This window comes from Moorella humiferrea, from assembly GCF_039233145.1.
Lineage (GTDB): Bacteria > Bacillota > DSM-521 > Neomoorellales > Neomoorellaceae > Neomoorella > Neomoorella humiferrea.
Window position 1 is genome coordinate 280,233 of the sequence record NZ_CP136419.1, and the last position, 21,892, is coordinate 302,124.

The following is a 21,892-nucleotide window of genomic DNA, read 5'->3' on the forward strand; positions in this document are numbered from 1 at the left end:
GGAGCCTTGTATTTATGGGACTTCTCTCGCGTATGTCGACAATATTTAAAGCCAAGATGAGCAAAATACTCGATCAAGTAGAAAATCCCCAGGAAACATTGGAGTATTCCTATAAACGCCAGCTGGAAATGCTTCAAAGCGTTAAACGTAATCTTGCCGACGTCGTCGCCTCTAAAAAACGTCTGGAGCTCCAGGTCATAAAGCTTAAGGACAGCCAGAAGAAGTTGGAAGACCAGGCCCGTAAGGCCCTGGAGCTGGGGCGGGAGGATTTAGCCGTTACCGCCCTGGAACGCAAGGCCGCCATTCAACAGCAACTGGATGGGCTGGAAGAGCAGATTAAAGGGTTGGAGACAGAACAGGCAAAACTCGCAGCCGTAGAGGCCAAGCTCCAGGCCAAGGTGGAGGCCTTCCGGACCAAGAAAGAAATACTCAAGGCCCAGTATTCGGCGGCCCAGGCCCAGGTCAAAATCGGCGAGGCGGCCACCGGCCTTTCAGAAGAACTGGCCGACGTATCCCTGGCCATCCAGCGGGCCGAAGAAAAGACGGAGCAAATGCGGGCGCGGGCGGCCGCCATTGATGAGCTGGTAAACTCCGGTATTCTGGAAGACGCCCTGGAGCCGGCCGATCCCCTTGAGCGGGAGCTGCGCCAGGCCGGGGCCGCCACCCAGGTGCAGGCGGAGCTGGAGCGGCTGAAGAAAGAGGTGGGTAAAGGTTGATTATTCGCATTTTAACCGAGGGGCAGTACCGCCTTGAAGGTGAAGCCCTGGGAGAGCTGGACCGCCTCGATGACAAAATGCTGGATGCCCTGGCGGCGGGCGATAGAAAAGGATACGAGGAGCAATTCCGGGAGGTGCTGGCCTTAATCCGGGGACGGGGCAGCCGCCTTCCCGATACCGAACTGGTGGAATCGGATCTCATACTTCCTGCCCCGGACACTACCTTTGAAGAGGCCTGTAAACTTTTCAGCGAATATCCGCGAAATCTCCTTTAAGATAAGAAAAAAGGCAGGTATCAATACGATACCTGTTTTTATATACCCGTATAAGGAAAAATATGGTAAAATAGAAGCTGATAATTAAGAAACTGGAGGGGAGATTATGCGCAGGGCGAGTTTAGCCGGGTTGATTATGTTTTTTATGCTCCTGCCGTGGAATACGGCCTGGGCTGGCCCATCCGAGGGGGCTCTTTTATCCCTGTTGCCGCCCCAGGAGGCAACAGGGGCGTTGCTGACGAGGGGAGGCTTTGCCGTCATGCTGGCGGCTGCGGCTAGAATAAAAAGTGAAGGCGACGATCCTGTGCTGCCGGCGGATGTTCCGGCAGACAGCTGGTATGCCCGGGCGCTACAGGCCCTCTGGCGGGAAGGATATATTCAAGGTTACCCCTACGGCCAGTTGCGACCCGAACAAGAAATAACAAATCTGGAGGCGGCAATCATGACGGCCAGGGCCCTGGGGCTACCTAATGAAATAAATGCGCCTAACGATGAATTACCTCCCCAAAAAGATATACCTTACGGTTTCAACCAGTATGCCTTTTTACAGCGCCACGGCCTTTTGCCTCCAGGGGACCCCATGGCCGTATTAACACCGGCGGCGGCTGCCAAATGGCTGGCGGAGGTTTTCAGCTCTGATGCCCGTGCTAAGGATCTAGTAGAAAAATGCCGCCAGGCCCTGGCGGCACAGCAGAAGATTGCTACCAGGGGCAAAATAGGCCTTCACCTTAAAAGCCGCCCCGGTTTGCCCTTTACTGAAGAAATCGATCGCCAGGCGGTGACGGGCGAAGTAGTAAGCGAGGTCGTCCTGCCGGGACAGGTATATCAGGCCGTTGATTTTAAATTAGAAGGCGGCAAGACTTTGCACCTTGAGCAGTTTGCCGAAAACGGCAGTCTTTACCGGCGCATTGCCGAAAATCCCGGCCAGAGCGGGGAATGGGAGAAGTTAAACCGGGCCCCCGATGTAACCTATGTGATGCGCCAGCAGCAAAACCTCGGTCTTCCGGCAGGTCTCTTTCCTTATTTACGCTACCGTTTCCTTGGGACAAGTAGAATCGCCGATCAGGAGGTTTTAGGTATAAGCTTTTATACACGTACGTATTCGCCGTCCTGGCCGGGGACGTCCCCAGTGCCGTTCTTTCCCGGTGAAGGACTGGGCGCCTACTTTAACCAACCGCCGCAGCCCATCCGGTCCCTTTCCTACTGGGGTGTAATCTACCTTAAACCTCGGACCTATTTACCTGTCAAAAGCGGGGTTAACCTTATCATGGCCTTTAACCCACCCAATCCGGGACAACCGGCGCCGGTGGCGGCCATGGAACTCTACTATCAGGTCGACGTTTACCGTTTCCGGTGACGCCGCCAGTAAAGGAATAATAAAAGGATCAGGCCGGCAACTACCACCCCATCAAAACGGTGGAAGAGGGGACCCAGGGTATTCCAGTTGGCTCCTAGCTGTCTTCCTATGTAGACTAAGAGGATGGACCAGGGAAGGGACCCCAGGAAGGTATAAACGACAAAACGGCCGAAGGGCATGGCGGCTATACCGGCGGGTAGGGAAATAAAAGTACGGATGACTGGCAGGAGTCTCGTAAAAAAAACAGTTGCTTCGCCGTAGCGCTGAAACCATCTTTCGGCGGCGGCGAATTCTTTTTCAGAGAAAAAGATGTAGCGTCCATACTTTCTTAAAAATGGGCGACCGCCCCTAAGACCTATATAGTAAGCGATAATGGAACCGATGGTACCGCCGATGGTGCCGGCAAAGACGGCGCCCCAGAAGGTGAGCTGCCCGGTGCTTACCAGGTAACCGCCAAAGGGCAAGATGACCTCGCTGGGTAGAGGCACACAGGCACTTTCAATGGCCATCCCGATGGCCAGACCTGCATAACCGAGGGAAACGATGAAATCCGTTATAATGCGGAAAATTGGCGCCAAAATACTTTCCAAAACCGTTTTCTCCTCCTTATTCGGCCGTCGTTAATAATTATACCAGGTGCACCGGCGACCAACAACCTTCTCTTTTTCCCGAACTGCGTTATAATAGATTTATCTAAAGCTGCTTTAAAGGGCAAGGAAGGAGTAAGGTAACGTTGTCGGTGGTTGAGCTGTTAAAAGAAAAAATCCGTCAGGAAGGGCGGGTCATAGGTGAAGACATCCTGAAAGTCGATTCCTTTTTGAACCATCAAATCGATCCGGTGTTGATGCTGGAGGTAGGCAGGGAATTTGCCCGGCGTTTTGACGGTACGGGCATCACGAAGGTCCTCACCGTAGAAGCTTCGGGAATAGCCGTGGCCCTTATGACGGGCCTAAGCCTCCGGGTACCTGTGGTATTCGCCAAAAAAAAGCAGCCGTCCACCATGGACGGCGACACCTACTGCGGCCGCGTGCGTTCTTTTACCAAAGAAGAGGTAGTGGAAATAGTGGTAGCCGGCAGTTATCTGGGAGCGGATGATCGTGTTTTAATTATAGATGATTTCCTGGCTTCCGGAGAAGCCGCGCGGGGATTAATTAAAATCGTGCGGCAGGCCGGGGCCACCCTGGTAGGCATTGGTACGGTCATAGAAAAAGTTTTCCAGAGCGGTGGAGATGCCCTGAGGGAACAGGGAATACGCGTGGAAGCCCTGGTACAGATCGGCAGTTTGAGCGGGGGGCAGATTGAATTTTTAAATTAATTTTTTTAACCGGCAGGATTTTTTTAACTAACGGCGAAATGTATTCCATAATAAAAGAATAGCAGACTTCCGAGTTGCCTCTTCCCACGGGGAAGGGCAAACGTCAGGGCCGGGGAGCAATCCCTTGACCTGCTATTGGGCAAAGGAAGGTACTCTTAATTTTAGGGAGTACCTTCTTGTTGTTTTGAGCCCTGAAAAATAAAAGGAGGTGGGGTAAGAAGGGAGAAGGGAAATCGAATTTTGCTAAAAAACCTGAAAGGAGGAAGTATTTTGGCTAAAGTATTGATTGTCGATCAGGACAAGTGCACTGCCTGCCGGCGCTGTGAACTAGCCTGTTCCTTTAAACATACCGACACCTTTAATCCGGCGGCGGCCCGCCTGTCGGTGGCTGCCTTCCTTGATGACGACTACTATCTACCTGTTGTCTGCCAGCACTGCGACGAGCCTGTCTGCCAGGCCGTATGTCCGGCAGGGGCCATCAGCCGCGATGAAAAAACAAATGCCGTGATAATCAATGAAGATCGTTGCATAGGCTGTCGTATGTGCATCATGGCCTGCCCCTTCGGCGGTGTCGATTATTCCGTGGCCGAGCATAGAGTTGTTAAATGCGACCTCTGCGGAGGAGAGCCGGAATGTGTCCTGAATTGTCCCTGGGGGGCTCTGGAATACAAAGAACCGGCCGGTCAGGCATTAAGTAAGCGGCAGCAAATGGCCCGCAAGGTCCAGGCGGCGTTAAGGGAGGTGGTTTAGGATGTACGGTTGGGTCGGACAGTTGCTGCGGGTGGATTTAAGCAGCGGCAAGTGCAAAGTAGAAAAAATCGACCCCCTTCTGGCCCGGGATTATGTCGGCGCCCGCGGGCTGGCCAGCAAAATCCTTTACGATGAGGTGGATCCCGGTGTCGACCCTTTGGCGCCGGAGAACAAACTGATCTTTATGACCGGTCCTTTAACGGGTACGGCGGCCATTTCCGGCAGCCGCTACAACGTCGTTACCAAGTCGCCCCTTACGGGAGCCATTGCCGCCTCCAGCTCCGGCGGCTATTTCGGCGGCGAGCTGAAGTATGCCGGCTTTGATGGGATTATTTTTGAAGGCAAGGCGGCCGAGCCCGTCTACCTGTGGATCGAAGACGGAAATTGCGAAATACGGCCGGCCGGGGATTTATGGGGGAAAAACACCCGCGATACAGAGGAGGCCATCAAAGCCGCGACCTGCCCTAACGCCAAAGTGGCGTGCATCGGTCCGGCGGGGGAAAAGCTGGTGCGTTTTGCCTGTATTATCAATGAAAAACACCGTGCCGCCGGCCGTTCTGGCGTCGGTGCCGTCATGGGCTCCAAAAACTTAAAGGCCGTTGCCGTCCGCGGCCACGGCGGCATAAAGGTTGCCGACGGTCCGGCCTTCAGGGAGGCGGTGCTGGCGGCCTTGGCCAAAATTAAAGCCAACGACGTCACCCATGGCGGCCTGCCGACCTACGGGACCGCCGTCCTGGTAAATATCATCAACGCCCACGGCGGCCTGCCAACCCGCAACTTCCAGACGGGCGTCTTCCCCGGTGCGTCCAAAATCAGCGGTGAGGCCCTGGCCGCAAATTACCTGATACGTAAAAAAGGCTGCCTGGCCTGTCCCATCGCCTGCGGCCGCGCCACCCTGGTCCCCTCCGGACCCTATGCCGGTCACGGCGAAGGCCCGGAATATGAGGCCCTTTGGTCCCTAGGCGCCGACTGCGGCATCGACGACCTGGCGGCGGTGACCAAGGCCAATTACCTGGCCAACGAGCTGGGTTATGACCCTATTACCTTCGGCGCCACCCTGGCCTGCGCCATGGAGCTTTACGAAAAAGGGTACCTGCCGGCGCAGGATACCGAACTGCCCCTGGAATTTGGCAACGCCGCCGTCCTGGTGGAGGCGGCCCGTAAGGTAGGTTACCGCGAGGGTATCGGCGACCTCCTGGCCGAAGGTTCCTACCGCCTGGCCGAGCGTTACGGGCACGCGGAACTGTCCATGAGCAGCAAGAAACAGGAATACCCGGCCTATGATCCCCGGGCCATCCAGGGCATCGGTCTGAACTACGCCACTTCCAACCGCGGCGGTTGCCACGTGCGGGGCTATACCGTCGCCGCCGAGGTAATGGGTATACCCGTTCAGGCGGATCCCCTCGTTGCTGAAGGCAAGGCGGCTCTGGTAAAAGCCTTCCAGGACCTCACCGCCCTGGTGGACGCCAGCGGCATGTGCCTCTTTACAACCTTTGCCCTGGGAGCGGCGGACATCGTCGCCATGCTGGCACCGGCCACCGGCGTGCCCTACACAGAAGAGGGCGGCCTTCTCGCCGGCGAACGCATCTTTAACCTGGAACGGCTCTTCAACTTCGACGCAGGGCTGACTAAGGCCGACGATACCCTGGCCCCACGCCTTCTGATGGAACCCATGCCCGAAGGGCCGGCGCGGGGCAAGACCTCTTCCCTGGCCCAGATGCTGGCCGAGTACTACACCCTGCGCGGCTGGGACGATGAAGGCCGGGTGACGGCGGCCACCCGGGAGCGGTTGGGACTTTAATCTAACTATTCTCCTGGGGAGCAGGCTGAAGTACCTTTCCGTATACGGAGGTTTAACGGTAAATGGAAGTAGAACTCCTCGGTTTGTTACAGCGGGCGGCCGGAGCGAGCCGGATAGAGGTGGAGGCATCTACCGTCGGGCAGCTCCTGGCTGCCCTTCTTTCCCGCTTCGGTGCGAATTTGCGTCAGGAGCTCATGACGCCGGAAGAAAAACTGAAAACCGGCATCGCCATTCTGGTGAACGGCCGCAACATAAATTTTCTTCAGGGGTTGGAAACGCCCCTAAATCCCGGAGATAAAGTAACCATCATTCCCCCGGCCGCCGGGGGATAACGGCTTCAACAGGGGGCGGTATTTTCTAGCACGCCCACTGGGGCGTAATAAACGAATAATAGAAAGAGAGAGTTGGTGTCTTAAACATGCGCTATTTAATCCTGGGCAACAGTGCCGCCGGGGTTACCGCGGCCGGAGCCATTCGTCGCGTCGATCCTTCCGGTGAAATTACCATTGTCGGCGACGAACCCTACCCATATTACGCCCGCGTCCTAACGTCTTATTACCTGGGCGGTCTGGTCACCCGGGATGGCCTCTGGCTGGCGGATGAAAATTGGTATCGCCGGCAGGGCATACGGCTGCTCACCGGGCGGCGGGCTGTAGCGGTTGATGGCGCAAGCCGCCGGGTGGGCCTGGACGACGGCAGGGAGATTCCCTTTGACCGCCTGCTGGTGGCCACAGGGGCTGCCCCCCAGCAGATTAATATACCGGGCAGCAACCTGCCCGGAGTCTTTACCCTGCGCACTTTGGATGACGCTGCCGCCATCCGCAAGTTCGCCCGGCCCGGCGGACGGGCCCTCGTTGTCGGCGGCGGCCTTGTGGGCATTAAAGCGGCCGAGGGGCTTCATGCCAGAGGCCTCAATGTTCGCCTAGTAGTCTCCTCCGCCCGCCTTCTTTCCCAGGTTTTAGATGATACCAGCGCTGAGCTGGTGCATCGGGTTATGACCGACGCCGGTTTTACCATCCACCTCCAGGAGGATGTGGTGGCCCTGGAAGGCCGGGAGAAAGTGACGGCCGCCGTCCTGCGCTCTGGTGTTACCGTACCGGCGGATGTCGTGGTCGTAGGCAAAGGGGTACAGCCCAACGTGGCCTTCCTGGAAGGCAGCGGTTTAGAGGTGGACCGGGGTATTCTGGTAGACGAGTACCTGGGCACCAGCATTCAAGGCGTCTACGCCGCCGGTGATGTGGCTCAGGCCTACGACTATGCCCGCCAGGAGCGGCGTATAAACGCCATCTGGGGCAACGCCGTGGAGCAGGGCCGCCTGGCCGGGTTCAATATGGCCGGGCGCCGCACGCCTTACCGCGGCGGCATCGGGCGCAATTCCCTGGTGGTGAACGGTTTGGGGGTTATCAGCGGCGGCATCGTCGACCCTCCGCGGGAAGGCCAAGATAAATCGGGCGCTTCGGATGGAGATTACTATGTGGTGAGTCGTGTTGATAAAAAACGCCTTTATTACCGCAAAGCCGTTCTTAAAGGCCGGCGGTTGGTCGGTATGGTCGCCATCGGTCCACCGGAAGGCGCCGGGGGGTTCCAATCCCTTATCGGCCGGGAGGTAAAGGAAAAATATATCGTCAGTTTCCTGGACGGCAGCTTCACCTGGGCCATGGTGGGGCGGTGACTTACGAGAGCGGGGTTGGTCCCGCTCTCAGTTTTTATGTTTTATTCAGCTAGAAATTTTGCTAAACTAAAATAAAGGGGCGTGATAGATTGTATGAGTATTGTATTGCTCCCAGAAATTTTACGGCAAAATTTAAACCTTTTAAATGCCAGCGCGAAAAATAATAAAGAGGACACTCTGGAATTTGTCGCTGAGCGGATAGAACGCCGGCTGGCAGAAACTAAAGCTGATATTGAGGCTAGAATTTCAGCCATGGAAACACGACTGACGTGGAGGTTATTCGCCTTCTGGATAGGCCAGGCGGCTTTTTTCTACGGATTGGTGAAAGTATTTCTGGCTAAATAGGGCGGGTATAACAGGGCTTCCTTTACACTGTAAGGTGACCAGTATGGATAAAAAAATCTATAAACAATTAAAAAGCTACTTTAATGAGCAACAAAATATACAGATGGCCTTTTTATTTGGTTCGCGGGCCAAAGGCCGGGCCCGGCCGGGGTCAGATGCAGATGTGGGAATATATCTCGAGCCAGGCTATACCAGGCAGGATATTTACCGGATATGGAATGAACTTGAGGATATGCTGGGCCTTAAAGTGGATCTCCTGGTTCTAAATGAAGCAACGCCCTCTCTGGTATGGACGGCTTTAAAGGGGAAGCCCCTCTTTATCCGGGATCAAAGTTTTTATATCCGTTATATGCTGGATATTTCCCGTGAAGCCGAAGATTTCCAGCAGTTTTTACTTGACTGGTGGCGCTGGCGGATGAAAATCAGGGGGTCGGTATAAATGGCACCTATTATCGATGAGCAGGTGATTTCCATCATTCGCCGCCTCAGCCAGGCCACGGCAGCTTCACCTGGGCCATGGTGGGGTGGTAATTAATAGAGCGGGTTAGTACCCGCTCTCAAATTTTTATCTACGGGTTAACTGTTCGTCTCCGGCCAAAGTGCCTCTATATTAATTATTAATCCTGGCAGCAAAGGGGAGGTTATCGTGCCCTGTTCTTCGTATTCTGCCTCCTTAACTAAACGGTTTTCAGCGTCGCGGCGGTAAATTTCCACTTCCTGCAACTCCGGGTCAAAGAGCCAGTACTCAAGCACATCGTAACGGGCATAGAGGTTGCGCTTTAGTTTTTTATCCAGACGGCGAGAAGCCTCGGAAATTATTTCAACTACCAGATCGGGTGCCCCCTGTACGTTTTTAGGTGTCAGACGGTGGCGACGGTCGTTGCTGATAAAAATCAGGTCGGGCTGGACTACGTCCTGGGGCGATAGGACTACATCGACGGGAGCAAAGAACACCTGGCCCAAACGATTTGCCGTTACATGCTGGTAAAGCACATGGAACAATTTAGCCAGAAATCCTTGATGAACAGTGGTTGGTGCCGGTGTCATATAATGTTCCCCTCCGATTAACTCATGCCGTCGCCCATCTTCCGGGAAAAGGACATAATCGTCATAAGTTAAATTGCCGGCAACAGCCACTTCTTTAAAGGCCAGACTCATGGGAACCCCTCCTTTCCAGGTTTATTATACCATAACAGGGATAAAATAAGAGTTCTTTCCTTAATAATAGCGATAATAGCGCATTTAGCTATCAACGCCGAGATCCACTTTACGGGAGAAGAAGCGCATCGGGGCGTTTAACTTTTCATGGACATTGGAACATAGACTTGCTAAAATGAGAATAAAAAGTTATTAGTGCCGTAGAAGTAGGCAATACTTAAGGGTATAGGCGATACTTGAAATCTAAAAATTATGTATTAAGGAGGCATTGATAATGCGCTGGTTGGGACACGCAAGTTTTTATCTGGAAACACCGGCGGGGGTGCGGCTGGTAACCGACCCTTATGGACCGCAGGTTTCGCCGGCGGCGCCGGTGGTCACGGCCGATGTGGTGACCATATCCCACGAGCACTTCGACCATAACTATCTGGACAATATCAAAGGTAATCCGGTAATCTGGCGGGGTTTGACGCCGGAAGGCGATTGGGCGAAAATTGATGTAAACTTTAAAGACATCCATGCCTATACGGTGCCTACATATCACGACGACGCCGCCGGAGCCAAGCGGGGGAAGAACGCCGTTTTCGTCCTGGAGATAGGCAATTTACGCCTGGCCCATCTGGGTGACCTGGGGCATGTATTAAATGATGAACAAATAGAGAAAATCGGCAGGCTCGATGTTTTAATGATCCCTGTGGGAGGGTACTTTACCATCAACGCGACCCAGGCCTGGCAGGTGGTGGAGGCGTTAAAGCCGCGGGTGGTCCTGCCCATGCATTATCTTGTACCGGGCATGCAGGGATTCCCCATTGCCGTGGTTGATGAGTTTACGGCCGGTCGGGCCAACGTACGCCGCTTTGGTGAGGGCCAGATCGACCTTAAGGCGGAAAACCTACCGCAGGAAACGGAAGTCTGGGTCCTGGCCGCCAGCCAGCCGCGTATTTAACCTGACAGGATTACCTGATAAATGTGACACCAGATCCCCACTTGGATTTGTTATTTCCCATCCGGTGGGGATTTTATATACCACTTGATCTTTACAGGGGAAATGTTAGAATGAAAGTAACGGCAGACAAGAGGGAGGCAATAACATGGAGCAATTGCGTACGACAATTAGGATGCCCGCAGAGCTGCTCAAAGCTATTGAAGCAGTACGGGACCCGGAAGAGTTTCCGACCTTGAGCGATTTTGTGCGTAAGGCAGTTGAGAAATATGTACGGGAATTAAGGCGGGCAAAAATCGCAGCCGAGTGTAAGCGGCTGGCAGAAGGAGAAAACCTGGTTAACTTTGCCGAAGCCGATCTGGCCGACTATGCCGGGCGTATGGCGCAGGCCGAAAGGGGTGAAATTTGATGCCCGGTGAAGTACCACGTCCAGGGGATATTTTTAGGATAAGCTTGGAAGGAACCGGCCACGTTTTACGAGGACCGCATTTTGGCGTAGTTGTATCCGATGAACCATTTAACTACCTTTCGACGATAGTTATCGTACCACTTTCAACCGGCGCTAAACCTGCTACCTTCCGGCCGGAAATATCTTTTCACGGAAAGGTAACCAGGGCTCTGCCAGACCAGCTCCGGGCTGTGGATAAACGTCGGCTCAAAGAATACCAGGGCAGTGTGGCAGGCACTTCCTTTTTTTATGCCCTGCAAGAGGCGCTTAGGGAGTTATTTGCCTTATGAAGAAAGAAGAAGATCAATGCAGCTTATCTGCCGAAAGTGGCGCATCCTACCTTACCGTCGCCCGGGAAGCCACGGTCGAAATTAAAATCGAGCGTTCCCTGTTTATCGGACATACCCGTGAGGTGGAAAGTGAAGACGCGGCCCGGGAATTCATTGCCAGGATTCAGGCCGCGCACCGCCAGGCGACCCATAATTGCTTTGCCTACCGGGTGGGAATGGGGAAGCAAGAGGTAACTTATTACAGCGATGCCGGCGAGCCCAGCGGTACGGCCGGGCGGCCGATTTTAGGCGCCATTACCAGCCTGGGACTGACCAACGTAGCGGTAGTGGTGACACGTTATTTTGGCGGTAAGAAACTGGGGGTGCGGGGGCTCATCAATGCCTATGGCCAGACAGCCCGGCGCGTCCTGGAAGAGGCGGGGAGCATTCGACGGGTCGTTACCCGCGAGGTAGATTTAACCTGCAGCTACGCTGAACTGGACCGACTGCTCTACCTGGTTCACAGTCACGGGGGTAGTGTGGTAACAGCCGAATACGGCAGCGAGGTCCGGTTAAAGATTGCTGTGCCCCTGGCAGCATGGGCAAAAATACAGGGGATGCTTAACAGCGAGTAATTGCCTCCAAATATGAAATGTAATACCCCCTTATGCAAGTCTGCCGCCCTTCCTGCAAAAACTATACTTAAAACCCACTAAGGAAGGGTAGAGAAATGGCCCGGGGGTTCAGGTGGGGCCGATCCTTGCAGGAAAGCAAGCGGTGGTTAAAAGAGTTTATAGCGGCCCGACTGTTACCAAGCTTTATTAAGGCCTCCGCGGCGTGGACAAAAGCGTTCGGGCAGGCCACATGGCGCGAAATGCAACGCGCTTGGCAAAACCTCAAGCCGCTGTACCTGCCCGAAGGTTGGCAGTCCCGCCTTTTACTAGGGCTGTTATTCCTTGCGATTTTAATTCCTGGTGTATATTCATATTCCATGAAGGTCCTGCCACCGCCGGCTGCCCAGCCCCTGCCACCGGGTGTGCATTCCGACGATACCAATCTTTTAGCCCGCCTTGTAGCCGCCGAAGCGGAGGACGAACCCTATGTCGGCAAGGTGGCCGTGGTGGCCGTAGTTTTAAATCGCCTTAAAGATCCTGCCTTTCCTAAGACCATTCCTGATATCATTTTTGAACCCTGGGCCTTTGAAAGTGTGGCTAACGGCCACTACTGGGAAGCAAGGGTTCGTCCCCAGGATTATGCGGCCACCCAGGACGCCCTGAGTGACTGGGACCCCAGCAACGGCGCCCTATATTTTTTTAACCCCGCTACGTCAACCAGTGCGTGGATCTGGACGCGTCCCCAGATAACCCGGATAGGCAACCATATTTTCGCCCGCTAAGGGGAACAAAACTGCCGTATATGGCGCCACAAAAGATATAAGGCTCCCTGAGTTGCCTGCCATTTAATGTTTTCCCGCTCACCCACAAAGAACTCTCGTTGTACCTCGACTAAATCCTGGACATCCAGCCCTATATAGACCAGCCCTACCGGTTTGGCCGGCGTCCCCCCGCCCGGCCCGGCAATACCCGTTATACCGACGCCGATAGCGGCGGAGAAGGCCCGGCGTACGCCCCGGGCCATGGCTGCGGCAACTTCGCGACTGACGGCTCCGTGGGCGGCGAGGGTTTCCGGGGCCACCCCCAGAAACTTTATTTTGGCTTCGTTGCTGTAGGCGACAACGCCTCCAAGGAAATAATCAGAACTGCCGGGAATATTGGTAATGCGGTGGGCCAGCAGGCCGCCGGTACAAGATTCCGCCACGGCAAGGCTGAGGCGGCGTTCGGCCAGGATGGAACCTACAACTCCTTCCAGGGTATCTTCGTCGCTGCCGAATATGTAGTCATTTAAACGGCGGCGAATGTTTTCTTCCAGGGGGCGAATCATTTGTTGGGCTTTTTCAGTATCGGCAGCCCTGGCCGTTAAACGTAAAGTTACTTCACCAGGTTTGGCCAGGGGCGCCAGGGTGGGGTTGGTACCGTGAAGCAGATCTTTTAAGGCTTCTTCCACCGCCGACTCCCCTAGCCCTGCGATTTTCAGCACCCGGGAAAAAATAACTTCCCGCCGGGCGCCGTAAGGTTCCAGGAGGGGCAAGAGCTGTTCCCTCACCATGGGTTCGAACTCCCGGGGCGGTCCGGGCAGCAGGACAAAGATTTTGCCTTCATGTTCCAGAAAAACCCCGGCGGCCGTTCCATAAGGGTTGTCCAGGGCCCGGCCTCCGGCAGGAATCAGTGCCTGTTTTAAGTTGCTGGACGGCATGGGGCGCTGCCTGGCGGCGAAATACCGGGTGACGTTTTCCCGCGCCTTCTGGTCCTCTACCAACGGTAAATGCAGGGCGGCGGCCAGGGCTTCCCGTGAGAGGTCGTCTTCCGTCGGCCCTAACCCTCCGCTGACAATGATGAGATCTGCCCGCCGGCGGGCGTCGTCGATGGCTTCCCGCAGGCGTTCCAGGTTGTCACCCACTACTACCTGGCGGTAAAGGCTGATGCCGGCCGCGGCAAGTTGTTTGCTTAAAAACGCGGCATTGGTATTGACTATCTGGCCCAATAGCAGTTCCGTACCGGTGAAAATGGCTTCGGCGAGCAAAAGGAACTCCCTCCTAATTAAAAAAGCGCCCGGGTGCCGGCGCTGTACGAAATTTAATGGGCGGTTTCAACGGCGGCGGTAGTAGGACCGTGCTCTCCATGTTCTGCAGCAGCTCCTAAATTGTTGACGGCGGTAACAAAAATTCCTAGTACCAGCCATCCCACCAGGAAAAGCACCAATTGCCATTTTTTCATATGCCCACAACCTTTCCGGGCGTTGTAAATTCTTATCAAGAAGTATAACAAAGGATTTTTTCCATTGCAACGGCCTTAAGGCAGTTATATAATGCTAAATGGAAAATAATAATTGAAAACAATTTCTTATGTTATTCTCAGCCTCCCTTAAAGTTTTTTTAAACTTTCTCTTTTATAATTACAATCAGGAAGAAGAGGAGGTATGAAGGATGTGGCGCAATAACGGAAAGGCCAGGATTACCGTTTTGGCGGTTCTTTTGATTTTTCTGGCCGGCGTGGCGGCTACGGTAGGATTTTACCAAATTACCGGCGCGGCGGCCGGTTCTCCGCAACCCGCCTACCAGCATGCGGTGGCCGCCAGTGATTCTATTTCCGCAGAGATTCCTGCAGGATTGGGGCCGGAGGCCATAGCCGACATAGTGGAAAAGGCCGGGCCGGCGGTAGTACGCATCGATACAATCGCGGAAACGCGGATATCAAGTCCCTTTAACGACCCTTTTTTCCGGCAGTTTTTCGGCGATCAGTTTAATATGGGACCCCAGGAACAGCGGGGCCTGGGTTCCGGTTTCATTATCTCCCCGGACGGTTACATCCTCACCAACCAGCACGTTATTGAAGGGGCAAAACAGGTAAAGGTAACTGTCGTCGGTTACGACAAACCCTTTAACGCCAAGGTGGTAGGCGCAGATGCGACTCTGGATTTGGCCGTTTTAAAAATTGATGCCGGCAAAGCCCTGCCCTATTTGACCCTGGGAGACGCCGACAAAGTAAGGGTCGGCGAGTGGGCCATCGCCATCGGCAACCCCGACGGCCTGGATCATACAGTGACAGTGGGCGTAATCAGCGCCAAAGGACGTCCCATAGACGTCCAGGACCGTCATTATGAGAACCTGCTGCAGACAGACGCCTCCATTAACCCCGGCAACAGTGGCGGTCCCCTGTTGAACTTGAAGGGAGAAGTTATAGGTATCAACACCGCCGTCAACGCCAGCGCCCAGGGCATCGGTTTTGCCATACCGAGCAGTACGGTAAAACCCGTTCTCAATGATTTGATGACCAGGGGTAAAATAGCCCGACCCTGGCTGGGTGTGGCTTTAACATCCGTAACGCCTGATATAGCCGAAATGCTGGGCCTGGAAAATGCCGAAGGCGCCCTCGTGGGTCAGGTGGTCGACGGCAGTCCGGCCGCCAAAGCAGGCATTCAGAAATATGACGTGATACTTCAACTTGAGGGCCAAAAAATCAAGGACGCCAATGACCTGGTGAACAAAGTTCAGGCTTTAAAGATAGGCCAGCAGGTAAACCTCCAAATTTACCGCCGCGGCCAGCTTGTGGAAATCAGCGTGGTTCTGGGCGAAAAACCGGCCCAATAAAGAAGAAAACCAATTTTAACCCCGGGAAATTCCCGGGGTTTTATTATGTTTTTTCTTATTTACGTCGCCGCAGCATACGGAGACGCAGAGTTAAGGGGGCCGAGAGAGGACGTGGGAAAAACAGGGGCTTAAAAGGAAATTTAGGAAGAAAGTCCGGCCGGGCGGGGGGATTTTCCTCACTTTTGGCAAGGAGGCTGTGGTGACGGCTATAGAGAAAATAAACGATGAGCCCCAAGACCATCCAGACAGCGAAGCGCAGCCAGGTCAGGGGAGGTAGATTGAAAAAGAGATAGATGGTACAGGCCATTGTTGCCAGGGAAGTCCAGGGCATAAAGGGTACTTTAAAGGGCCGTTCCAGTTCAGGCCTGGTATACCTTAAAATGAGTACGCCCAGGGCTACGGTAAAGAAAGCCGACAGGGTACCGACGTTGGCCAGTTCGGCAATAATACCGATAGGGAGGAACCCGCCGATGATGGCTACAAAGGTGCCGACCAAGATGGTTGTCAACCATGGTGTATGGAAACGTGGATGCACACGGGCGAAAAATGAGGGGAGAAGGCCGTCGCGCCCCATGGCCAAAAAGACCCTGCTCTGGGCAAAGATGGTTACCAGGAGGACGCTGGTCAATCCGGCCAGAGCACCGCTGCCGACGATGAAGGAAGCTCCCCGTACTCCGGCGGCCATAAGGGCGGTAGTAACCGGGGAAGGGGTATTGAGGCTGGTGTAGCTTACCAATCCGGTTAAAACTATTGTTACGGCAATATATAGCAAGGTGGAGATGGCCAGTGACCCGATAATTCCCCTGGGCAGGTTTTTATTGGGATCGCGCACCTCTTCGGCGGCCGTCGAGACGGCGTCAAAGCCGATGTAAGCAAAGAAGATAATTGCCGCCCCGTGGATGATACCGCTGACACCGAAGGGGAGAAACGGACGCCAGTTGGCGGGATTGACACGGGGAATGCCCAGGGCCAAAAAGGCGAGTATAGCCAGGATTTTTACGGCCACAATTATCTTATTGGTCTTTGCGCTGGTAGTGGTTCCCCTGACGGCCACAAGGGTCATCAGGGCGGTAATTAATACGGCGGGTAGGTTTATAAGTCCACCGTTATAGGGGGAATTGACCAGAGAAGCAGGAAGGGTAATGCCTGCCGACCTCAGGATATCGGTAATATAGCCGCTCCAGCCGGCGGCCACCGCCCCTGAAGCCACAGTATATTCCAGTATTATGTTCCATCCGATAATCCAGGCGATAATTTCCCCCAGAGAGGCATAGGCATAAGTATAAGCGCTACCAGCTACAGGAATCATGGCGGCCATTTCCGTATAAACGAGGGCGGCCAGTCCGGCGGTAATGCCCGAAAGGATAAAGGAGAAAGTAAGGGCCGGCCCGGCATAATTGGCCGCAGCCACCCCGGTCAGGACAAAAATGCCGGAGCCGATTATGGCCCCCACCCCCAGGGCGATTAATTCCGGCGTACCGATGCTGCGCTTAAGCTTTTCATTGTCCCGGGCTTCTTGTTGTAGTTCTTGGATACTTTTGACTCGAAAAATATTCACCGGGTTCACACCTCCCGACGGTAAACTTAGTATGCGTCTCGTTTTTTTAACTATACGCTGGAGGATTAGGTCAGATGCCGTCGAATTAATGGGCAGGGCGGTGTAGCAATGGCCAAAAAGGTCCTGATTGGGGTTCTACTTACCATCCTGGCCTTTTCTTTTACCGGAACGCGCGAGATTAAGGGAAACCCTTTTTATAACGTTCCCTTCAAACAGGTAGTCCTGGAACAGCCTCCTCTAGAGGCGGAAGGTCATATTCTGGTGGCGGCCCAGGAGTTCTTTTCCTTGATGGGGGGCAGTGTCGACTGGTACAGGAACAGGGGGGTGTTGCGGGGAAAAAAGGTCGCCGTTGTGACTGTCGGCAGCCCTACGGCTGAAATCGACGGCACAACCCGGCGGCTGGAAACGGCTCCTGTCCTGGTCGACGACAGGCTCTACATACCGCTAACCCTGGCTCTGGAAGTCCTGGACCAACCCGGGCGGGGGGACGAAGATACGTACCTGCCATCCCTTCAAGGCGGGAAGGGGCTGCATTTTCGTTATTATCCCGTCTACGACCTCCAGGCATCATATGATCCCAATCTGGGCCAGCTGGCAGGCAGACTTTTTCTGGCCTACCAAAACCCCAACCTTCTATCCCTGGAAAAACTGTATTTCAACCTTCCCGCCAATGCCCCCTATGGCAAGGGCAGTCAGATAACAGTTAGCAGAGTGAGCGTAAACAATCGACCAGTTACCTTTAACACTAAAGGCAGTACCCTGGAAGTATTCCTGCCGGCCGTTCTTGCACCGCAGGAAACCATCTTCGTGGCCATTTCCTTTACTACAAAGATACAAGACGGCGCTTCCGGGCGCCTCGGGCGGACGGGGGCTACCTTGATGGCGGCAGGATGGTATCCTATACTTGCTCCTTATGTCGCGGGCAGTTGGCAGGGGATGGCCTCCGCCTATTTTGGTGAACCTTATTTTGCCGGTTCCGCTTATTATCGCGTCCGCCTGACGGTACCTACCGGTTACCAGGTTTTGGCCTCTGGACGGGAAACGGGAAAATGGGAAGAAAAAGGCCAGGTCATCTGGACCTTTAACAGCGACCAACCCATCCGCGAGTTTGCTTTTACGGCCGCTGCCGGTTGGGATTTTATCACACGTCAGGCGGGTCTGGTGCAGCTGGTGATGGCCGCCAGGGATGAGCCGGCGATGGCGGCCCTCGACGCGGCAGAACGGGCTTTAGATTTTTTCCAGCGCGTCTTCGGAACTTACCCCTACAGTTACCTGCATCTGGCCTTTGTTCCCCTCGATGACCTGGCAGGTATGGAATACCCCGGCTTTATTATTATCAGCAACCGCAAAGGTTTTAATCCCGCCACCGTCGTCCACGAAGTCGCCCATCAGTGGTGGTACAATCTGGTGGGCAACGACAGCGTCCGTTCCGCCTGGATTGACGAAGGCCTTGCCGAGTACAGCACCCTTATGTTTTACCGTAACTTTAACACCGCCCTTTATCAGACCAAACTGGACGAAATCAAACGTCTGGGGGCCCTGACAGGGCAACCCGTTGATTTATCCTTGGAGGAATACGGCGACGAACAGGCATACCGTCGGGCCGTGTATAATCGCGGCGCCCTTTTCTGGCTGGAAATGGAACAGGCCGTCGGCGGGGAAGTACTGCGGCAGGCCCTATCTTATATCCAGCGCTATTATCGTTATGAGATCCTCACTCAGAAGGCCCTGCTCACTATTTTAAAATACTACGGGGCGACGGCCTTTAATTTTCACTCATATCTACGGAACTAACTTGCTGGAAAAACGTCTAATTATGTAGAAGGACGAAAGACTTGCGGGCGGGAAGGCGGTCCGAGAAATGGGACAGGCAGGGAAAATTGTTGAGGAGCGCTGGCTTCGGGCGGAGGGTGTCGGCAGGCATGCCAGGGCGGTTTGGGCCGAGGTATTGCTGCGGCTATGTTACGTGATTACCCTGGCGGCCTTAATGTCAGTCGTCGCTACTATCGCCGGTGCGTCCTGGTACCGGGAAGACGGCGTATTTCCATACGTTTTTATGGAGGCATTGCCGGAAACCTCCCCTCCGGGGTTATCCAATGGACCGGAAGGGTTAAAACCTTATCCTACGGAAACTCATCCTGCAGAACGTGTAGAACCGTCCCGGCCCCTGCGCCAGGTACCAAATGCCGGACGCCGGGTGGCCCTCACCTTTGACGACGGCCCTTTTCCTCGATGGACGGAGCGCTATTTAGCAGTGCTGGCAGCCACCAAAACCCCGGCGACCTTTTTCCTGGTCGGGCGGCAGGCGCAGGCCTTTCCCCAGCTGGTGCAGGCGGTTCTTACCGGGGGGCACGAAGTAGCCAGCCATTCGTGGCGCCACGCCAACTTAAGCAAGGTTCCCTTTAAAGAGGCCCAAGCCGACTTGAGGCAGGCCGCCTTTGTCCTGGAGGAAATAAGCGGCGGGCAGATTAAATATTTTCGCCCTCCCTATGGAGCCTTAAGTGACGATCTGCTTACCGCGGCTACGGAATTAAAATTAAAAACGGTGACCTGGAACATCGACCCCCGCGACTGGTCCAACCCTGGTCCGGACGCCATCGTCAAAAACGTCATGAATAATGTGCGGGACGGGAGCATCATCCTTCTCCACGAAGGTCATCCCGGAACTCTGGCGGCCCTCCCCCTCCTGGTAAAAAGGCTTAGGGAAAAGGGGTACGAGCTGGTGACGGTTTCCGAGTTAATGGCGGCAGGAGGCATGGAAGAATAGCAAAGAAATTCTTAATTGGCATATCTTGCATAATGCCGCCCCCTGGGGTATAATTTAAGGCGAAAATAGAAAAAATTCCCCGAAAAAAGGCAAACCTGTCGAAAGGCAGGGGCGCAAAGCTACAGGGTCTAAAGCCCGGTAAGGGCCAGGACAGCCAGTTGCCGCGGGTGGAACGGGGCTACCCAGGGGGTGGCCTTTATTATTTTAACAACCGGAGGGGAGCTGCAAGTATATGGGCCGATTATTAAGGAAAAAGAAGGAGGAAAAGGGACAGAGAGGCGGCGAAACGCCCGGGGCATTCCCGAGTCTTAAGGCTAAAGGCGGAGGGGGATATTTTAGCCGCGTTCGATTGGGCGCGAAATTGTTGGCCGGATTTTCCCTTGTGATTTTGATATTTGTTGCCGTGGTGGCCTATGTAAACTTCAGCCTGCAGGAAATTGACGCTATTTCTCGGGAAGTCATTCAGACCCACGAAGAAAACATGCTTTTTAATGAGATGAGCAATGCCGTCTGGGATGCTTACCGCCGGGCCACCGATTACATAATCAATGGCTCCGCGACACATATCAATGCTTTTGACGAGGCCATGCAGCGTTTCAACGACGCCCGCGCCGCCCTTGAAGGACGGCAGCTCGACGGGCAAACAGCCGGGTACCTTGCGGCCATGACCCAGGCCGCCAAGAGCTTCAACGATACCTTTAAAAACAGCATCGTCAATACCAGCCAGGCCGACCGCCTGGCAGCCTTGCCCATATTAAGCTTCCAGATGGGGGCCTCCCTGGACAACCTCAATAATATTGGCAACCATTTGGCTAAAGAGATGGGCGATCAAAATAAAACGGCCGAAGAACGGCTGGCCGCAGCCGTCACCGCGGCGCGTTCCGCCCTCATCAGCGGCCTCATTCTGGCCCTTCTATTGGCCCTGGCGGTGGCCTGGCTCATCAGCCGCATGATTTCCAGGGCTCTAGGCAGATTGGCCGCCTACGCTGCGCGCATTGCGGAAGGGGACCTCACCGCCGAACCCCTCAAGATTTTCGCCAATGACGAAGTGGGCAAATTGTCCGCGGCCTTCAACGCCATGGGCGACAACCTGCGCCGGCTCATCGGCCGGGTGCGCACAATGACGGAACAGGTGACTGCGGCCAGCCGGGATTTGGCGCGTATGTCTCAGGAACTGGGAGAGGCCGCCCGCCAGGTGGCGGCCACCACCCAGGAAATGGCCAAAGGTGCCGAAGACCAGGCCCGCCATGTCAGCGAGACAGCGGCGGCGACCGACGCCCAGGTGGCCCGGGTAGAAGAAGTGCACCGCAATGCCGAGGAGATGGCCGCCGCTTCCGAACAGGCAGCGGCGAAGGCCGCCGAAGGCGAACTGGCGGTGAAAGAGGCCACCCGTCAAATGGAGGCCATTACCAGCAGGATGAAAGAGCTGGCTGCAGCCATTGAAGAATTGGGCAGCCGTTCCCGGCAGATAGGCCAGATTGTCGGCGTTATCTCCGGCATCGCCGAGCAGACCAATCTCCTGGCCCTCAACGCTGCCATTGAAGCGGCCAGGGCCGGGGAGCAGGGCCGCGGCTTTGCCGTAGTGGCCGAAGAGGTACGCAAGCTGGCCGAGCAGGCGGCGGGTGCCGCCAAAGAGATCGTCGGCCTGATTGCCGAAATTCAGCGCGAGACAGAGCGCGTCGTGGCCGGCATGGCCGAAGGCACCGCCGACGTTCGCCGGGGGGCGGAAGTGGTAGGCCAGACAGGCACGGCCTTCGCGGCCATTGCCGAAGCCGTCGCCACCCTGGTAGGTAAAATTAAAAACGTGGCGTCCAAGTCCGAAGAAATGTACGCCGGCTCCCGGCAGGTAAAGGGCCGGGTGGAGAGCATAGCCGCCGGTATAGAAGAGATGGCCGCCAGCACCCAGGAGGTTTCCGCTTCCACCGAAGAGCAGACGGCGGCTGTAGACCAGATCAGCCAGGCGGCCCGGCAGCTGGCGACGGCCGCCGGTGAGCTGGAAAGGGCGGTGGCCAGTTTCAAACTTTAAAGGACCGCCTCATGCCCGGGCCTGGAAGGTTTCGCATTCGGTGTCGCGATCGTTTTTGGCGCTGGAGTTATTGGGCGTTCCTTGAACGGCCACGGTTATGCTTTCGGCGCCGCAGGTGCCGTCCTGCCAGTAGATGCAATTGGCTACCCGACATTTAATGCGCGGAGGCATATTTTCCACATCCTTCAAGCGGTCTAATCTATTTTTAGCCTGACCCGGAAAGATAAAAATATACTTTTTTTGCAGGAATTAAACTCTATATGCGGAAATAACCATCATAAAGAG

Annotated in this window: 25 protein-coding genes and 1 riboswitch; of the genes, 19 read left to right on the forward strand and 6 right to left on the reverse strand. The window is 54.9% G+C overall.

Features of this window, described 5'->3' with window-relative positions; translation table 11 throughout:
• The first annotated feature begins 14 nt into the window (after positions 1-14).
• The 3 genes from MHFGQ_RS01490 to MHFGQ_RS01500 all read left to right on the forward strand — a co-directional run bounded on the left by MHFGQ_RS01490 (position 15) and on the right by MHFGQ_RS01500 (position 2,348).
• Positions 15-716 carry a PspA/IM30 family protein gene (locus MHFGQ_RS01490; protein WP_106004096.1) on the forward strand — a complete coding sequence of 234 codons (702 nt, stop codon included), beginning with the start codon at positions 15-17 and terminating at the stop codon, positions 714-716.
• On the forward strand, positions 713-991 hold the full coding sequence (gene pspAA, locus MHFGQ_RS01495) for a PspA-associated protein PspAA (RefSeq protein ID WP_106004095.1): 279 nt from the start codon (positions 713-715) through the stop codon (positions 989-991). Before MHFGQ_RS01490 ends, pspAA begins: the two co-directional genes overlap by 4 nt.
• Positions 992-1,097: 106 nt before the next feature.
• A complete protein-coding gene (locus MHFGQ_RS01500) occupies positions 1,098-2,348 on the forward strand; it encodes an S-layer homology domain-containing protein (protein ID WP_106004094.1) in 1,251 nt (416 codons plus the stop codon).
• Here the strand turns inward: MHFGQ_RS01500 and MHFGQ_RS01505 are convergent.
• The gene (locus MHFGQ_RS01505; protein ID WP_245907704.1) at positions 2,333-2,938 is read right to left on the reverse strand and encodes a DedA family protein; all 606 of its coding nucleotides are present in this window, start codon (positions 2,936-2,938) and stop codon (positions 2,333-2,335) included. The genes MHFGQ_RS01500 and MHFGQ_RS01505 overlap by 16 nt on opposite strands.
• Positions 2,939-3,081: 143 nt before the next feature.
• Between MHFGQ_RS01505 and MHFGQ_RS01510 the strand changes: the two genes are divergently transcribed.
• The 7 genes from MHFGQ_RS01510 to mntA all read left to right on the forward strand — a co-directional run bounded on the left by MHFGQ_RS01510 (position 3,082) and on the right by mntA (position 8,670).
• Positions 3,082-3,663 carry a xanthine phosphoribosyltransferase gene (locus MHFGQ_RS01510; RefSeq protein WP_106004093.1) on the forward strand — a complete coding sequence of 194 codons (582 nt, stop codon included), beginning with the start codon at positions 3,082-3,084 and terminating at the stop codon, positions 3,661-3,663.
• A 270-nt stretch (positions 3,664-3,933) separates the two neighbouring features.
• Positions 3,934-4,413 (forward strand): 4Fe-4S dicluster domain-containing protein, encoded by a 480-nt coding sequence (locus MHFGQ_RS01515; RefSeq protein ID WP_106004145.1) that lies wholly within the window; start codon positions 3,934-3,936, stop codon positions 4,411-4,413.
• Between the two features lies 1 nt (position 4,414).
• Positions 4,415-6,214 carry an aldehyde ferredoxin oxidoreductase family protein gene (locus MHFGQ_RS01520; RefSeq protein ID WP_106004092.1) on the forward strand — a complete coding sequence of 600 codons (1,800 nt, stop codon included), beginning with the start codon at positions 4,415-4,417 and terminating at the stop codon, positions 6,212-6,214.
• Positions 6,215-6,276: 62 nt separating this feature from the next.
• A complete protein-coding gene (locus MHFGQ_RS01525) occupies positions 6,277-6,546 on the forward strand; it encodes a MoaD family protein (RefSeq protein ID WP_106004091.1) in 270 nt (89 codons plus the stop codon).
• A gap of 86 nt (positions 6,547-6,632) precedes the next feature.
• Complete coding sequence (locus MHFGQ_RS01530) at positions 6,633-7,886, forward strand: NAD(P)/FAD-dependent oxidoreductase (protein WP_106004090.1); 1,254 nt, start codon at positions 6,633-6,635, stop codon at positions 7,884-7,886.
• A gap of 93 nt (positions 7,887-7,979) precedes the next feature.
• Complete coding sequence (locus MHFGQ_RS01535) at positions 7,980-8,231, forward strand: hypothetical protein (RefSeq protein WP_106004089.1); 252 nt, start codon at positions 7,980-7,982, stop codon at positions 8,229-8,231.
• Positions 8,232-8,274: 43 nt separating this feature from the next.
• A complete protein-coding gene (gene mntA, locus MHFGQ_RS01540; protein ID WP_106004088.1) occupies positions 8,275-8,670 on the forward strand; it encodes a type VII toxin-antitoxin system MntA family adenylyltransferase antitoxin in 396 nt (131 codons plus the stop codon).
• 137 nt (positions 8,671-8,807) lie between these two features.
• On the opposite strand, the gene MHFGQ_RS01545 is transcribed toward mntA, so the two are convergent.
• Positions 8,808-9,389, reverse strand: coding sequence for a Uma2 family endonuclease (locus MHFGQ_RS01545; protein ID WP_106004087.1), 582 nt, complete (start codon positions 9,387-9,389; stop codon positions 8,808-8,810).
• Positions 9,390-9,663: 274 nt separating this feature from the next.
• Here MHFGQ_RS01545 and MHFGQ_RS01550 point away from each other — a divergent pair, with 274 nt between their 5' ends.
• The 5 genes from MHFGQ_RS01550 (at position 9,664) to MHFGQ_RS01570 (ending at position 12,445) form a co-directional block, all read left to right on the forward strand.
• A complete protein-coding gene (locus MHFGQ_RS01550) occupies positions 9,664-10,335 on the forward strand; it encodes an MBL fold metallo-hydrolase (protein WP_106004086.1) in 672 nt (223 codons plus the stop codon).
• Positions 10,336-10,480: 145 nt separating this feature from the next.
• Entirely contained in the window at positions 10,481-10,741 is a 261-nt protein-coding gene (locus MHFGQ_RS01555) for a ribbon-helix-helix domain-containing protein (RefSeq protein ID WP_211292821.1), read from the forward strand.
• Positions 10,741-11,070 (forward strand): type II toxin-antitoxin system PemK/MazF family toxin, encoded by a 330-nt coding sequence (locus tag MHFGQ_RS01560; RefSeq protein ID WP_106004085.1) that lies wholly within the window; start codon positions 10,741-10,743, stop codon positions 11,068-11,070. Before MHFGQ_RS01555 ends, MHFGQ_RS01560 begins: the two co-directional genes overlap by 1 nt.
• On the forward strand, positions 11,067-11,684 hold the full coding sequence (locus MHFGQ_RS01565) for an IMPACT family protein (RefSeq protein ID WP_106004084.1): 618 nt from the start codon (positions 11,067-11,069) through the stop codon (positions 11,682-11,684). Before MHFGQ_RS01560 ends, MHFGQ_RS01565 begins: the two co-directional genes overlap by 4 nt.
• Positions 11,685-11,923: 239 nt before the next feature.
• Positions 11,924-12,445: a cell wall hydrolase gene (locus MHFGQ_RS01570; protein WP_343105518.1), complete on the forward strand. Its 522-nt coding sequence runs from the start codon at positions 11,924-11,926 to the stop codon at positions 12,443-12,445.
• Here the strand turns inward: MHFGQ_RS01570 and MHFGQ_RS01575 are convergent.
• Both MHFGQ_RS01575 and MHFGQ_RS01580 read right to left on the reverse strand, forming a co-directional pair.
• Positions 12,442-13,689 carry a competence/damage-inducible protein A gene (locus MHFGQ_RS01575; protein ID WP_106004082.1) on the reverse strand — a complete coding sequence of 416 codons (1,248 nt, stop codon included), beginning with the start codon at positions 13,687-13,689 and terminating at the stop codon, positions 12,442-12,444. The genes MHFGQ_RS01570 and MHFGQ_RS01575 overlap by 4 nt on opposite strands.
• Before the next feature lie 53 nt (positions 13,690-13,742).
• Positions 13,743-13,883 (reverse strand): hypothetical protein, encoded by a 141-nt coding sequence (locus MHFGQ_RS01580; protein ID WP_170066090.1) that lies wholly within the window; start codon positions 13,881-13,883, stop codon positions 13,743-13,745.
• A 209-nt stretch (positions 13,884-14,092) separates the two neighbouring features.
• Here MHFGQ_RS01580 and MHFGQ_RS01585 point away from each other — a divergent pair, with 209 nt between their 5' ends.
• The gene (locus MHFGQ_RS01585; RefSeq protein WP_106004081.1) at positions 14,093-15,256 is read left to right on the forward strand and encodes a trypsin-like peptidase domain-containing protein; all 1,164 of its coding nucleotides are present in this window, start codon (positions 14,093-14,095) and stop codon (positions 15,254-15,256) included.
• A 55-nt stretch (positions 15,257-15,311) separates the two neighbouring features.
• Here the strand turns inward: MHFGQ_RS01585 and MHFGQ_RS01590 are convergent, their stop codons facing one another.
• Positions 15,312-16,814, reverse strand: a complete 1,503-nt coding sequence (locus MHFGQ_RS01590) for an amino acid permease (protein WP_106004080.1) — start codon at positions 16,812-16,814, stop codon at positions 15,312-15,314.
• Between the two features lie 108 nt (positions 16,815-16,922).
• Here MHFGQ_RS01590 and MHFGQ_RS01595 point away from each other — a divergent pair, with 108 nt between their 5' ends.
• The 3 genes from MHFGQ_RS01595 to MHFGQ_RS01605 all read left to right on the forward strand — a co-directional run bounded on the left by MHFGQ_RS01595 (position 16,923) and on the right by MHFGQ_RS01605 (position 21,607).
• Positions 16,923-18,608, forward strand: coding sequence for a M1 family aminopeptidase (locus MHFGQ_RS01595; RefSeq protein ID WP_106004079.1), 1,686 nt, complete (start codon positions 16,923-16,925; stop codon positions 18,606-18,608).
• A 67-nt stretch (positions 18,609-18,675) separates the two neighbouring features.
• The gene (locus MHFGQ_RS01600) at positions 18,676-19,581 is read left to right on the forward strand and encodes a polysaccharide deacetylase family protein (RefSeq protein ID WP_106004078.1); all 906 of its coding nucleotides are present in this window, start codon (positions 18,676-18,678) and stop codon (positions 19,579-19,581) included.
• A 78-nt stretch (positions 19,582-19,659) separates the two neighbouring features.
• Positions 19,660-19,747, forward strand: a riboswitch (cyclic di-GMP riboswitch).
• Between the two features lie 216 nt (positions 19,748-19,963).
• Positions 19,964-21,607 (forward strand): methyl-accepting chemotaxis protein, encoded by a 1,644-nt coding sequence (locus MHFGQ_RS01605; protein WP_170066089.1) that lies wholly within the window; start codon positions 19,964-19,966, stop codon positions 21,605-21,607.
• 9 nt (positions 21,608-21,616) lie between these two features.
• On the opposite strand, the gene MHFGQ_RS01610 is transcribed toward MHFGQ_RS01605, so the two are convergent.
• Positions 21,617-21,778, reverse strand: a complete 162-nt coding sequence (locus MHFGQ_RS01610; RefSeq protein ID WP_106004076.1) for a DUF1540 domain-containing protein — start codon at positions 21,776-21,778, stop codon at positions 21,617-21,619.
• Between the last annotated feature and the right edge of the window lie 114 nt (positions 21,779-21,892).

Bases quoted from the DNA above. Each gene is read 5' to 3' on its own strand.
- MHFGQ_RS01525 (WP_106004091.1), top strand. From the start codon at position 6,277: ATGGAAGTAGAACTCCTCGGTTTGTTACAGCGGGCGGCCGGAGCGAGC.
- MHFGQ_RS01520 (WP_106004092.1), top strand. From the start codon at position 4,415: ATGTACGGTTGGGTCGGACAGTTGCTGCGGGTGGATTTAAGCAGCGGC.
- MHFGQ_RS01535 (WP_106004089.1), top strand. From the start codon at position 7,980: ATGAGTATTGTATTGCTCCCAGAAATTTTACGGCAAAATTTAAACCTT.
- MHFGQ_RS01565 (WP_106004084.1), top strand. From the start codon at position 11,067: ATGAAGAAAGAAGAAGATCAATGCAGCTTATCTGCCGAAAGTGGCGCA.
- MHFGQ_RS01530 (WP_106004090.1), top strand. From the start codon at position 6,633: ATGCGCTATTTAATCCTGGGCAACAGTGCCGCCGGGGTTACCGCGGCC.
- MHFGQ_RS01560 (WP_106004085.1), top strand. From the start codon at position 10,741: ATGCCCGGTGAAGTACCACGTCCAGGGGATATTTTTAGGATAAGCTTG.
- MHFGQ_RS01490 (WP_106004096.1), top strand. From the start codon at position 15: ATGGGACTTCTCTCGCGTATGTCGACAATATTTAAAGCCAAGATGAGC.
- mntA (WP_106004088.1), top strand. From the start codon at position 8,275: ATGGATAAAAAAATCTATAAACAATTAAAAAGCTACTTTAATGAGCAA.
- MHFGQ_RS01600 (WP_106004078.1), top strand. From the start codon at position 18,676: ATGGGACAGGCAGGGAAAATTGTTGAGGAGCGCTGGCTTCGGGCGGAG.
- MHFGQ_RS01550 (WP_106004086.1), top strand. From the start codon at position 9,664: ATGCGCTGGTTGGGACACGCAAGTTTTTATCTGGAAACACCGGCGGGG.
- MHFGQ_RS01570 (WP_343105518.1), top strand. From the start codon at position 11,924: ATGCAACGCGCTTGGCAAAACCTCAAGCCGCTGTACCTGCCCGAAGGT.
- MHFGQ_RS01595 (WP_106004079.1), top strand. From the start codon at position 16,923: ATGGCCAAAAAGGTCCTGATTGGGGTTCTACTTACCATCCTGGCCTTT.
- MHFGQ_RS01545 (WP_106004087.1), bottom strand. From the start codon at position 9,389: ATGAGTCTGGCCTTTAAAGAAGTGGCTGTTGCCGGCAATTTAACTTAT.
- MHFGQ_RS01500 (WP_106004094.1), top strand. From the start codon at position 1,098: ATGCGCAGGGCGAGTTTAGCCGGGTTGATTATGTTTTTTATGCTCCTG.
- MHFGQ_RS01585 (WP_106004081.1), top strand. From the start codon at position 14,093: ATGTGGCGCAATAACGGAAAGGCCAGGATTACCGTTTTGGCGGTTCTT.
- MHFGQ_RS01555 (WP_211292821.1), top strand. From the start codon at position 10,481: ATGGAGCAATTGCGTACGACAATTAGGATGCCCGCAGAGCTGCTCAAA.
- MHFGQ_RS01610 (WP_106004076.1), bottom strand. From the start codon at position 21,778: ATGCCTCCGCGCATTAAATGTCGGGTAGCCAATTGCATCTACTGGCAG.
- MHFGQ_RS01580 (WP_170066090.1), bottom strand. From the start codon at position 13,883: ATGAAAAAATGGCAATTGGTGCTTTTCCTGGTGGGATGGCTGGTACTA.